The organism is Aurantibacter crassamenti (genome assembly GCF_016811105.1).
Classification (GTDB): Bacteria; Bacteroidota; Bacteroidia; order Flavobacteriales; family Flavobacteriaceae; genus Aurantibacter_A; species Aurantibacter_A crassamenti.
The window spans coordinates 1,280,597-1,292,063 of the sequence record NZ_JAFBGM010000001.1 but is presented as its reverse complement, the minus strand read 5'-3'; the positions used below and the strand labels follow the sequence as shown (position 1 = coordinate 1,292,063).

The window sequence follows — 11,467 nt, the reverse complement described above, 5'->3', positions numbered from 1 at the left end:
AATTTTAAAGTCAAATCGTCTTTACTATTAAAAACAACAAATCTTAAACAATGTACATTTATAACGTTACAACAAATATTGATGAATCAGTTCACACGCAATGGCTAAAGTGGATGCAAGAAATACATATTCCTGATGTATTGTCGACCGGCAAATTCACAAGTGCTAAAATGAGCCGCGTTTTAATTGAAGAAGAAATGGGTGGACTAACGTATTCTGTTCAATATACAATTGCCGACAAAAAAACACTTGAAAAATACTATATTGAAGATGCTCCTAGATTGCAAAACGAGGTAATGAAATTATTTTCGAACAAATTCGTATCATTTCGTACTGAAATGCAAATTGTAAGTGAACACTAAATGGCTAAACACAAAAAATCTTTTAAAAAATCGAAGCATGATGGGCCTGTAAAAGCCAAAAAGCATCTCGGGCAACATTTCTTAAAAGATGAAGAAATTGCAGCGAAAATTGCCGATACACTTACCTTCAATAACTACAACAATGTTATTGAAATAGGCCCCGGAACGGGTGTATTGACCAAATATTTTCTTCAGCAAAAAGTGAATTTAGTTGCAATGGATCTAGATCGTGAGTCTATTGCTTACTTAAACACTAGTTTTTCCTTAGAAAATCCACTGCAACAAAAAGGAAAACTTACGGTTGTAGAAGCTGATTTTTTACAATTTGATTTATTATCCTTATTTAATAATGAGCAGTTTGCCATTACAGGCAACTTTCCGTACAACATTTCTACGCAGATTGTTTTTAAAATGTTAGAAATAAAAGCGCACGTACCCGAATTTACAGGTATGTTTCAGAAAGAAGTTGCTGCACGTATTTGTTCATCAAATGGCAGTAAATCATACGGCATTCTATCGGTTTACGCACAAGCTTTTTATGATGCCGAGTATTTATTTACAGTGCCACCAGAAGTTTTTGACCCACCACCTAAAGTTGAATCTGGTGTATTGCGGTTAACACGAAAAAATGATTTCAAACTTCCAGTGGATGAAAAATTATTTTTGCAGGTCATAAAAACAGCTTTTAACCAACGTAGAAAAACCTTACGCAATAGTTTAAAATCGTTCACACTTTCAGATAATCTCAAAGAAGATATTATCTTTACCCTTCGACCAGAGCAATTAACAGTTGCTGATTTTGTTGGGCTAACAGAGAAAATCGCAAATGACACCCTTTAAACTCACAGACGATTTATTAGAAGAAATTGAGCAACTCATCAGGGATCAACAAGATACCCGATTAGAGTCGCTCTTGAGCGAGGTGCATTATGCCGATGTTGCCGAAATAGCAAATGAACTAGATAATGATCAAGCTACTTATCTAATTAAACTATTAGAGAGCGACAAAACCTCTGACGTTCTTACAGAGCTTGATGAAGATGTGCGTGAAGCTATTCTAGCCAATTTCTCATCAAAAGAGATTGCTGAAGAACTAGATGAATTAGATACCGATGATGCCGCAGATATTGTAGCAGAATTACCAGACAATATAGTTCAGCAGGTTATCTCTGAAATAGAAGACCGTGAACATGCCAAAGATATTGTTGACCTTTTACGTTATGATGAAAATTCGGCTGGTGGATTAATGGCGAAAGAGCTCGTTAAGGTTTATGAACATTGGAATGTAACTACCTGTGTTACCGAAATGCGTGCTCAGGCAGAAAATGTGACTCGGGTTCACTCCATTTACGTAGTTGATAATGAAGAAAAACTAATAGGTAGACTTTCGCTTAAAGATTTATTGACCACTTCAGCAAGCTCACATATTCGCGATGTATATATTCCTAAAGTGGATTTTGTTTATGTGAATGATAAACCAGAAGATGTAGCAAAAATAATGTCTAAATATGACCTTGAAGCTATTCCTGTAGTTGACGAAATAGGACGACTCGTTGGTCGAATTACTATTGATGATATTGTTGATGTCATCAAAGAAGAGGCTGAAAAAGATTACCAAATGGCTGCAGGTATCTCACAAGATGTTGAGGCAGATGATACCATTTGGGAACTAACTCGCGCTCGATTACCATGGCTCTTTTTAGGCCTTGTTGGCGGCGTTGGTGCGGCCGTAATTATGGGTGGTTTTGAAGAAATGATTAGCAAACATGCAGTTTTATTCTTTTTCACACCTTTGATTGCTGCAATGGCGGGTAACGTTGGTGTGCAGTCAAGTGCTATTATTGTTCAAGGACTTGCAAATGACGATTTAAAAGGAAGCATTGGCAATAGACTTATCAAAGAAATGTTACTCGCACTTTTAAATGGAGTAATATTAGCCGCAATACTTTTACTTTTTACCTGGGCCTATAAAGGTCATTTCTTAACAGCATTAGCCATTTCGATCTCCTTAATTGTAGTAATCGTAGTAGCAGGTTTCATTGGCACTTTTACTCCTTTGTTTTTAAACAAACGCGGTATAGACCCTGCCATTGCTACGGGTCCTTTTATCACTACGAGCAATGACATTTTTGGTATTCTAATTTATTTTAGCATTGCTAAAATATTATTGGGTATTTAATCCTATTAAAAGCCGCCTCAATAAATTTCTGAAATTAGATCCCTAAAATGGGTGAACCGTTAGAATTAACTAAATTGGGGTTCACTCAAAATTACAATCATAACTTATGAAAGTATTACATGTTGATGTTAATCACCCATTAATTATTGAGCAATTTAATTCCTTCGGATTTGAAAATCACGAAGATTACACTTCTTCAAAAGAAGAAATTGAAAATAAAATTCATGAATATGACGGACTAATTATTCGAAGTCGGTTTTCAATTGATAAAGAATTTCTTGATAAAGCCGTAAACCTAAAATTTATAGGAAGACTTGGCGCGGGGCTTGAAAACATTGACACTAATTATGCGACATCATTAGGTGTTTTTCTAGCTGCAGCACCAGAAGGCAACCGAAACGCAGTAGGTGAACATGCATTAGGCATGTTACTTTCTTTATTCAATAATTTAAATAAGGCTGATCGAGAAGTTCGTTCTGGCAAATGGGATCGCGAAGGTAACCGTGGTTGTGAATTAGATGGCAAAACTGTCGGTATTATTGGTTATGGAAACATGGGTAAAGCTTTTGCTAAAAAACTACGTGGTTTTGATGTAGAAGTTATCTGCTTTGATATTAAAGGTGGCATTGAAGATGAAAATGCGCGGCAAGTAGGTATTATGGAATTCCATCAAAAATCGGATGTTGTAAGCTTACATATTCCGCAAACAGAACTAACAATTGGAATGATTAATTCTGATTTTATTGAAAAATTTCCCAAACCTATTTGGCTACTAAATACTGCTCGCGGAAAAAGCGTGGTCACTAAAGATTTAGTAGATGCCTTAAAATCTGGTAAAATTTTAGGTGCCGGCTTAGATGTGCTTGAATACGAAAAGGCATCATTTGAAAATATGTTTTCTGATAATAAGTTACCCGCTGCTTTCGAATATTTAATCAATGCCGAAAATGTAATTCTTTCACCGCATGTTGCAGGCTGGACAGAAGAAAGCCTTGTAAAATTAGCGCAAACGGTGGTTGACAAAATTAAAGTAGAATTTTGCTAAATTTGAGGTACTATGAACTACAAAGCCAATTCACCTGAAGCCTATATTGAACAATTACCAGACGAACGAAAAAAGGTAATTTCAAAAATTCGTGAAAGTATCAATAGTAATATTCCAAAAGGTTTTGAAGAACAAATGAGTTATGGAATGTTAGGTTGGCTGGTGCCACATTCAATATATCCTGACGGTTATCATTGCGACCCCAAACTACCATTGCCTTTTATCAATTTAGCCTCTCAAAAAAACTATATCGCACTATATCATACTGGTATGTACGCTGATCAAAAATTATACGATTGGTTTGTTGCTGAATATCCAAAACATTGTAGTAGCAAATTAGACATGGGTAAAAGTTGTATTCGTTTCAAAAAAATGGATGACATACCTTATGATCTAATCAAAAAACTCTGCTCTAAAATGACTGTAAAAGATTGGATTGCTTTGTACGAAAAAAACATCAAAAAGAAATAAAATTGCAATACAAGCATTGCTTAATTAATGCATTCAGCTACAGCGAACTAAGTCTTTTTTTTGATATCTAAATAATGATTACTTTTAATTCTCTATAAATAACCAAAACTAAAATACAATGTCAGAAAATAACAAAGATTTAGGCGATATGGCCGATGATGCCATGGACGGTGCTAAAAAAAGCGCTGATAATTTAGGAGATAAAACTAAAGATGCTGTTGATAATGCAAAAGAAGCTGCAGATGAATTTAGCGAAAAGGCTAGTGAAAAATTTGATGATGCTAAAGAAGCTACAAAAGAATTTGCTGAAGATGCCAAAGAGGCTGCAAGTGATTTTGCAGATGAGGCAAAGAAAACAGCCAATGAATTTACAGAAAATGCCAAAGAGGCTTTTAATGAAATTGGTGGCGAAAACAAAAAACTACTCGCTGGTATCATAGCTGTTGTTTTGGGTTCGTTAGGAATACACAAGTTTATTCTTGGATATCAAAAAGAAGGAATAATAATGCTTGTAGTAACTTTATTAGTTGGGGGAATCACCTGCGGTATTGGAGCATCACTAATGGGAATCATCGGTTTAATAGAAGGAATTATCTACTTAACTAAGTCTGATGAAGAGTTCTACCAAACCTATCAAGTAGGTAAGAAAACCTGGTTTTAAGTAATCACCAAAAGTCAAATTTTAACGATTTGGCTTTTTTGTTTTAATTTATTATCGTAATATTGCGATATATAAATATGTTATGGGAATTACCAAATCACAGATATTTTCTAGCAAGCAAAATCAACTGGCTTCTATATTTAAGGTACTAGCCCACCCAGGCCGTATTGCAATTTTGCAGTACATCAGCAGACAAGAAGCTTGTATCTGCAATGATATTGTAGAAGAAATTGGCTTAGCACAACCCACTATTTCACAACATCTTAAAGAATTAAAAAACATTGGTTTAATTCATGGAGAAATAGAAGGAAAAAAAGTTTGTTACTGTATTAATCTCGCAACTTGGAAAGAAGTTCAAGAACTCATGAACTCTTTCTTTAACACTACTAAATTTAATTGCTGTTAAAAACAAAATAATATGAAAACACAAGAATTCTTATCGTTATTAAACGAACACCCAAATAAAGATTTAGTTTTTGAATATGAAAAGGGTAAAACGGTTCAGCCCAATTATCATATTACAGAAGTTAAAAATATCACCATAGATTCAGTTGATTGTGGCGCTGGCACCGATTCTTGGCAAGAAACTATCATTCAACTATGGGAAAGTCCGAGTGAAATAGGTAAAAGAGATTATATCTCAACCTCTAAAGCGCTTTCAATTCTGAATAAGGTTGACAAACTAAAGCCAATGCAGAGAAATGTTGAAGTTAAATTTGAATACAGCAATGCTAACTTTCATACCGCCCAACTTTTCGTAAACGACTTTGAAATTGATTCAGAGAAACTATTTTTCAAACTAGGTGTTGAGAAAACCGATTGCAAGGCTAAAGAAACCTGTGGGGTACCATTAGAGATTATCGGTAGCAAAAATGAAGCTGCTAGTTGCTCACCTGCAAGTGGTTGTTGCTAAAATCGATAAACATTAATCTTTTGTAACTAAAATGTCAGCTAAATCAAATATTTCTATTAGACCAATGGAAACTTCCGACTGGAAAGCTGTAGCTGACATTTACACCAAAGGTATAGCTACTGGGTATGCTACTTTCGAAAAAACTACACCATCATACGAATCTTGGAATGCTGCACACTTAAATACCTGTCGTTTAATAGCAGAACAAGACAATGCTATCTTAGGATGGGCAGCTCTTTCACCTGTATCTAGTAGATGCGTTTATGGTGGTGTTGCTGAAGTCAGCATTTATATTGATGCCAATTTTAGAGGTATGGGTATCGGAAAATTATTGATGCACGCATTAATCAACGCTAGCGAAAAAGAAGCATTATGGACGCTACAATCTGGCATTTTTCCGGAAAACACAAGCAGTATTAAGCTTCATGAAAATTCAGGGTTTAGATATATTGGCAAGCGTGAACATATTGGTAAGTTAGATGGGGTTTGGAAAGACAATCTTCTGTATGAACGAAGAAGTAAAATTATTGGAATTGATTAATAATAACAGTCAAAACAAACTAAATTTTGACTTCCAATAGATATTAAAAAATGAAAAAAATATTAGTACCATGCACCGGAAATTCTTGTAGAAGTCAGATGGCACACGGTTATCTTGAAACACTACAAACTGACAAGGCAAAAATTTATAGCGCAGGTATTGAAACACACGGCTTAAACCCTGGCGCGGTTTCTATTATGAATGAAGATGACATTGATATTACCCAACATACATCAAATAATGTTGGGTAATATTCAGGAATTGAATGGGACTTTATCATTACCGTTTGTGATCATGCCAAAGAAAATTGTCCGTTTATTCCATCTAAAAATGCGAAGCCTATTCATCATAATTTCTTCGACCCCTCAAAAGTTGTTGGCTCAGAAATTGAAAAACATGCAGCATTTGAAAAGGCTAGAAATGAGATTAAAGAATTTTGCAGCACTTTTGTAAGCAACGAATTGTCTTAGCCTTCGTTCTGATTCGATTCAGCGAATTTGCGCTCTAATTCTGCTTGAAATTCTTCCATAACAGGCTTTACAGTGCTTTCTGGTAAATCAGCTATTTTGATATACATTAATCCGTCTACGGCATTATTGAACAATGGATCCACATTAAACGCAATTACTTTTGCATTTTGTTTAATGTATTTTTTTATCAATACTGGCAGTCTTAAATTACCGGGCTCAACTTCATCAATTAATCTATCAAACTTGTTTAAATCAGCTGCAGTTTCATCAAAAACAAAGTCTTTATCTGCATCATTCAACTTAACCTTGAATTCTTTTTTAGGACGAATGTATTGCGCTACATAAGGATCCCAATAGTTAGACTTCATAAACTCAATCATCAAGGACTTCGAAAAATTTGAAAACTGATTGCTAATACTCACACCCCCAATTAAGTATTTATGCTCCGGATGTCTTAAAGTGGTGTGCACAATTCCTTTCCACAACAAAAACAATGGCATTGGCTTTTGTTGATATTCCTTTACAATGTAAGCCCTACCCATTTCAATAGATTGCGACATCATTCCGAACAACTCAGGCTCAAAACGAAAGAGGTCTTGAAGATAAAAACCATCAATACCGTATTTTTTGAATATTTCAGAGCCCAATCCCATACGATAGGCACCTACCAGCGCCTTATTATTTCCATCCCATAGAAAAAGATGATGGTAATACGCATCAAACTTGTCTAAATCAATTGAATTATTAGTACCCTCACCTATCGCTCTAAAAGTAACTTCACGTTGACGACCAATTTCTTTAAGCGTAAATGGCATCTCATTTGCTGGCGCTAAGAAAACCTCATAATTCTTGCTTTGCAATAGACGTCTATCTTTATCACGTAGCTTTTCAATTTCCCCTTCAATAACCTCTATTGGAACAGCTGTTGCTATTTTACGAGGTAACTTAGGAAGTTTTAAAGACGAAGGAAGTTGATCTATCAATCGCTCTTTTTCATATGCATTTGAAAGGATGTATGTTTTTCTACGCAGTAATTCAGTAAAGTCTTCTAATGTTTCTTGCTCACGTTGACTATCTACTGAAATAGGCTGCCCAATTCGAACTTTTATTGGCCTATTTCGTTGCGAATATACTTCTGATGGAATTTTCGCTGTTCTAAAAATATCATTCCATTTAGCCATCCGATAAAAAAGCTTGCTATTCTTGGCATGAAAATATATTGGAACCACGGGCACCTCTGCCTTTCGAATCAATTTCATTGCAGCATCTTCCCAGGCTTTATCTACAATCAGCTTACCCTCTTTTTTAGTAGAAACTTCTCCTGCAGGAAAAATTCCTAAAGGATGACCATCTTTTAAATGCTGTAAGGCCATTTTAAATCCGGCAAGGCTACTTTTAACATCTTTTCTATCTTCAAATGGATTTACCGGAATTATATAAGGCTCGATAGGAACCATTCGTTGCAGCAAAAAATTTGCCATAATTTTATAATCAGAACGCTGCGCATTTAACAACTTAAAAAGGAGAATACCATCAATAGCACCTAACGGATGGTTTGAAATGGTTATAAAAGGGCCTTTTTTTGGTAAACGTCTAAAATCTTCTTCAGGAATCTCAAAGTCGATTTCGAAATGTTTAAGAATAGCATCTGAATATTCGGGTGCCTCAAGATGTTTTATAGTATCATAGTACTTATTAATACTAGAAATTCTTGTGACTTTCATTAGTAACCAACTCATAAAGGTTCCGAAGAACCCATATCTGTTGAGATTAATAGCCTTGGCCACCTCTTTTGCGGTCACTAAACCCATACTAATTGTAAATTTTAGGTAATCGTAAATATAGGAAAATAGAAAGATTAGCCCTTTATTTTAACAATAACCTATCAGATAATCTACAACTACTTCACTACCAACTGAACTGTCTCAGTTCCACGTTGCTCTAGCAATACTTGTCTGCCATTTTGAAGCGAATCAATAGCCTTATCTGTAAAGTGACGAATTGTATATAGCGAAACGCCTTCATAATGAACCACTTTAAACCTACCCTTTAAAAGTGGTAATAATTCATTCAGCCGACCAAATCTATTATCAACACAAACGGAAAAACTAATAGCAGAATTTTGAATCAAATCTACTTTCATTTTATATTCATGAAATAGTTTAAAAAGCTCACTTATACTATCTTCTACTATAAAAGAAAAATCTAAAGAGGAAAGCTTCATTAAGACTTGGTCTTTTTTAACAATAAAACAAGGCACTTCTGGCTCAATGCCTACTCCCTTACCCACAGTAGTTCCTGGGTTTTTTGGATTCATAAATGATTTTACGTGCAACGGAATTTCTTTCTGCTGTAGTGGTTGCAACGTTTTCGGATGAATTACCGAGGCACCATAAAACGCCAATTCAATTGCTTCTCGATATGATATATTGTTCAACAATTGTGTTTCTTTAAAATACCGTGGATCTGCATTTAACACTCCAGGCACATCTTTCCATATTGTAACTGAATTTGCATTTAAACAATAGGCCAAAATTGCAGCGGAATAATCTGAACCTTCACGCCCTAAAGTTGTCGTGAAATTATTATCATCACTTCCTAAAAATCCCTGCGTTATATTTAATTTTTTTTGATCGATGCCTGCTGATACTTTTTGCTGTGTTTTCTCCCAATTCACTGAAACATCACGGTAACTATTATCAGTCTTAATAAAATCACGAACGTCAAGCCAATTGTTTTCAATACCTATTTCATTCAAATAGGCACTAATAATAGTTGTAGAAATTAATTCACCATAACCTACAACTTGATCATAGACAAAATTGTACTTCGGTGATTTGTTCCAAGCTAGAAACCCTAAAACCTCGTCAAACAAAGCTTTTACTTTCTCAAAAATTGGGTGCTGCTCATTATCAAAAAGATTAATAAGAATAGAATTATGATAATCAATTGATTCTTGTATGTTCGATTTTATTTGCTCTTTGTCATCAAAATAGGCGTTTACAATTGCCTCCATGGCATTTGTTGTTTTACCCATAGCAGAAACAACCAAAATTGTATTTTCATGGCCCGTTTCTTTTAAAACACTTACCAAATTTTTCACTGCTTCTGCGTCCTTTACGGATGCACCACCAAATTTAAAAACCCTCATTTGTGATTTCTTTATTGAACTCGTTTATATATTTTTTAAATAATTGTCGATGCCTACTTCATCTAATTGTACTACATCCCAATCACGTAAAACCTTTGCACCTTTTTTCTCATAGAACTTAACTGCCGGCTCATTCCAATCAATAACTTCCCAATTGATGCGCTTCACACCCAATTGTTTTCCGTATTTGACAACTTCATTTAGCAATGCCGTACCTAAACCACTACCGCGCATTCTTTCGGAAACAATTAAATCTTCTAAATGTATAATAGGACCTTTCCAGGTTGAATACCTAGGAAATATCAGAGCAATACCCACAACAGCATCATCTAATTCACCTACGAAACAATGAAACAACTTTTTACTACCAAAGCCATCTCTTACTAAATCATCAACTGTTACCTCTACTGCATCTTCCTCTTTTTCAAAAGTTGCAAGTTCTTGAATTAGCTCTAGAATTTGTGGGCAATCTTTTTGTTGCGCCTCTCGAATTTCAAAATTTTTCATTGTTATAAATAAAACACAAAGTTATAAATCTAAATATTCAAAATAAAACGAATATTAACGAGTTAACAAAATAGGCGATATTTGTAAAAAACACACAAAGCGTAAAAACTATGGTCAAAAAAAACCAAACCCTCGGAGAATTTATTATTGAAAACCAAGACTCGTTTCAATATTCTTCAGGTGAGCTATCTAAACTAATTAATGCTATACGCCTTGCTGCCAAGGTAGTAAATCATGAGGTGAATAAAGCTGGTTTAGTTGATGTGTTAGGTGCTGCAGGTGACACCAATATACAAGGTGAAGACCAACAAAAACTTGATGTTTTTGCAAATGAAAAATTCATACAAACTTTAACGAACCGTGAAATTGTTTGCGGTATAGCCTCTGAAGAAGAAGATGATTTTATTTCAATTAATAGTAATGATGAAAAGCATCAAAATAAATATGTTGTTTTAATAGATCCTTTAGATGGGTCTTCAAATATTGATGTTAATGTTTCGGTGGGCACCATATTCTCAATTTATAGAAGAATTACACCAGTAGGCACACCTGTTACTTTAGCAGACTTCTTGCAACCAGGCCACCAACAAGTCGCTGCTGGCTACATTGTTTACGGCACATCTACCATGTTGGTTTACACAACTGGTGATGGTGTAAACGGTTTTACGCTAAACCCAGCACTAGGTACATTCTATCTTTCACATCCAAACATGCAATTCCCAGAAGAAGGCAAAATATATTCTGTTAATGAAGGAAATTATGTTCACTTTCATCAAGGCGTAAAAGATTACATAAAATACTGTCAACAAGAAGAAGGAGACCGACCTTATACGTCAAGATATATTGGATCACTTGTTTCTGATTTTCATAGAAATATGATAAAAGGCGGAATTTATATGTATCCGAAAAGCAGTGTTACAGAAAGTGGAAAACTTCGTTTGCTGTATGAATGCAACCCAATCGCTTTTATAGCTGAGCAAGCTAATGGATTGGCTGTTGGTGGTAGAAGTAGAATTATGGATATAGAACCTAATGAATTACATCAACGAGTTCCTTTTTTCTGTGGAAGTAAAAAAATGGTAGAAAAACTTCAAGAATTCTTAAACAAATATCATTGAATAGAATATGCAGTTCATAAAAAAAGGAGGCAATTGCCTCCTTTTTTAT

At 34.8% G+C, this 11,467-nt stretch carries 14 protein-coding genes; 11 read left to right on the top strand and 3 right to left on the bottom strand.

Annotated features, from left to right (window positions below; genetic code table 11):
* Positions 1-50 precede the first annotated feature (50 nt).
* The 10 genes from JQC67_RS05400 to JQC67_RS19175 all read left to right on the top strand — a co-directional run bounded on the left by JQC67_RS05400 (position 51) and on the right by JQC67_RS19175 (position 6,423).
* Positions 51-362 (top strand): DUF4286 family protein, encoded by a 312-nt coding sequence (locus JQC67_RS05400; RefSeq protein WP_203251827.1) that lies wholly within the window; start codon positions 51-53, stop codon positions 360-362.
* Positions 363-1,202 (top strand): 16S rRNA (adenine(1518)-N(6)/adenine(1519)-N(6))-dimethyltransferase RsmA, encoded by an 840-nt coding sequence (gene rsmA, locus JQC67_RS05395; RefSeq protein WP_203251826.1) that lies wholly within the window; start codon positions 363-365, stop codon positions 1,200-1,202.
* The gene (gene mgtE / locus JQC67_RS05390; protein ID WP_203251825.1) at positions 1,189-2,541 is read left to right on the top strand and encodes a magnesium transporter; all 1,353 of its coding nucleotides are present in this window, start codon (positions 1,189-1,191) and stop codon (positions 2,539-2,541) included. The genes rsmA and mgtE overlap by 14 nt, the downstream gene beginning before the upstream one ends.
* Positions 2,542-2,647: 106 nt before the next feature.
* On the top strand, positions 2,648-3,586 hold the full coding sequence (locus JQC67_RS05385; RefSeq protein ID WP_203251824.1) for a 2-hydroxyacid dehydrogenase: 939 nt from the start codon (positions 2,648-2,650) through the stop codon (positions 3,584-3,586).
* 12 nt (positions 3,587-3,598) lie between these two features.
* Positions 3,599-4,057, top strand: a complete 459-nt coding sequence (locus JQC67_RS05380; RefSeq protein ID WP_203251823.1) for a DUF1801 domain-containing protein — start codon at positions 3,599-3,601, stop codon at positions 4,055-4,057.
* Between the two features lie 118 nt (positions 4,058-4,175).
* Entirely contained in the window at positions 4,176-4,718 is a 543-nt protein-coding gene (locus tag JQC67_RS05375) for an NINE protein (protein ID WP_203251822.1), read from the top strand.
* An 82-nt stretch (positions 4,719-4,800) separates the two neighbouring features.
* A complete protein-coding gene (locus tag JQC67_RS05370; RefSeq protein WP_203251821.1) occupies positions 4,801-5,124 on the top strand; it encodes an ArsR/SmtB family transcription factor in 324 nt (107 codons plus the stop codon).
* A 12-nt stretch (positions 5,125-5,136) separates the two neighbouring features.
* A complete protein-coding gene (locus tag JQC67_RS05365) occupies positions 5,137-5,631 on the top strand; it encodes a DUF6428 family protein (protein WP_203251820.1) in 495 nt (164 codons plus the stop codon).
* A 31-nt stretch (positions 5,632-5,662) separates the two neighbouring features.
* Positions 5,663-6,172 carry a GNAT family N-acetyltransferase gene (locus JQC67_RS05360; RefSeq protein WP_238934490.1) on the top strand — a complete coding sequence of 170 codons (510 nt, stop codon included), beginning with the start codon at positions 5,663-5,665 and terminating at the stop codon, positions 6,170-6,172.
* 50 nt (positions 6,173-6,222) lie between these two features.
* Complete coding sequence (locus JQC67_RS19175; protein WP_317198357.1) at positions 6,223-6,423, top strand: arsenate reductase/protein-tyrosine-phosphatase family protein; 201 nt, start codon at positions 6,223-6,225, stop codon at positions 6,421-6,423.
* A gap of 215 nt (positions 6,424-6,638) precedes the next feature.
* Here the strand turns inward: JQC67_RS19175 and JQC67_RS05350 are convergent, their stop codons facing one another.
* From JQC67_RS05350 to JQC67_RS05340, 3 genes are all read right to left on the bottom strand, one after another.
* Positions 6,639-8,453 carry a GNAT family N-acyltransferase gene (locus JQC67_RS05350; protein ID WP_203251819.1) on the bottom strand — a complete coding sequence of 605 codons (1,815 nt, stop codon included), beginning with the start codon at positions 8,451-8,453 and terminating at the stop codon, positions 6,639-6,641.
* 89 nt (positions 8,454-8,542) lie between these two features.
* Entirely contained in the window at positions 8,543-9,793 is a 1,251-nt protein-coding gene (locus tag JQC67_RS05345) for an aspartate kinase (protein WP_203251818.1), read from the bottom strand.
* Positions 9,794-9,817: 24 nt separating this feature from the next.
* A complete protein-coding gene (locus JQC67_RS05340; RefSeq protein WP_203251817.1) occupies positions 9,818-10,300 on the bottom strand; it encodes a GNAT family N-acetyltransferase in 483 nt (160 codons plus the stop codon).
* 110 nt (positions 10,301-10,410) lie between these two features.
* Between JQC67_RS05340 and fbp the strand changes: the two genes are divergently transcribed.
* Entirely contained in the window at positions 10,411-11,418 is a 1,008-nt protein-coding gene (gene fbp / locus JQC67_RS05335; protein WP_203251816.1) for a class 1 fructose-bisphosphatase, read from the top strand.
* Positions 11,419-11,467: the final 49 nt, after the last annotated feature.

What these genes read in the sequence shown, in the direction of transcription:
- JQC67_RS05400 (WP_203251827.1), top strand. Translation starts at nt 51, where the DNA reads ATGTACATTTATAACGTTACAACAAATATTGATGAATCAGTTCACACG.
- rsmA (WP_203251826.1), top strand. Translation starts at nt 363, where the DNA reads ATGGCTAAACACAAAAAATCTTTTAAAAAATCGAAGCATGATGGGCCT.
- mgtE (WP_203251825.1), top strand. Translation starts at nt 1,189, where the DNA reads ATGACACCCTTTAAACTCACAGACGATTTATTAGAAGAAATTGAGCAA.
- JQC67_RS05385 (WP_203251824.1), top strand. Translation starts at nt 2,648, where the DNA reads ATGAAAGTATTACATGTTGATGTTAATCACCCATTAATTATTGAGCAA.
- JQC67_RS05380 (WP_203251823.1), top strand. Translation starts at nt 3,599, where the DNA reads ATGAACTACAAAGCCAATTCACCTGAAGCCTATATTGAACAATTACCA.
- JQC67_RS05375 (WP_203251822.1), top strand. Translation starts at nt 4,176, where the DNA reads ATGTCAGAAAATAACAAAGATTTAGGCGATATGGCCGATGATGCCATG.
- JQC67_RS05370 (WP_203251821.1), top strand. Translation starts at nt 4,801, where the DNA reads ATGGGAATTACCAAATCACAGATATTTTCTAGCAAGCAAAATCAACTG.
- JQC67_RS05365 (WP_203251820.1), top strand. Translation starts at nt 5,137, where the DNA reads ATGAAAACACAAGAATTCTTATCGTTATTAAACGAACACCCAAATAAA.
- JQC67_RS05360 (WP_238934490.1), top strand. Translation starts at nt 5,663, where the DNA reads ATGTCAGCTAAATCAAATATTTCTATTAGACCAATGGAAACTTCCGAC.
- JQC67_RS19175 (WP_317198357.1), top strand. Translation starts at nt 6,223, where the DNA reads ATGAAAAAAATATTAGTACCATGCACCGGAAATTCTTGTAGAAGTCAG.
- JQC67_RS05350 (WP_203251819.1), bottom strand. Translation starts at nt 8,453, where the DNA reads ATGGGTTTAGTGACCGCAAAAGAGGTGGCCAAGGCTATTAATCTCAAC.
- JQC67_RS05345 (WP_203251818.1), bottom strand. Translation starts at nt 9,793, where the DNA reads ATGAGGGTTTTTAAATTTGGTGGTGCATCCGTAAAGGACGCAGAAGCA.
- JQC67_RS05340 (WP_203251817.1), bottom strand. Translation starts at nt 10,300, where the DNA reads ATGAAAAATTTTGAAATTCGAGAGGCGCAACAAAAAGATTGCCCACAA.
- fbp (WP_203251816.1), top strand. Translation starts at nt 10,411, where the DNA reads ATGGTCAAAAAAAACCAAACCCTCGGAGAATTTATTATTGAAAACCAA.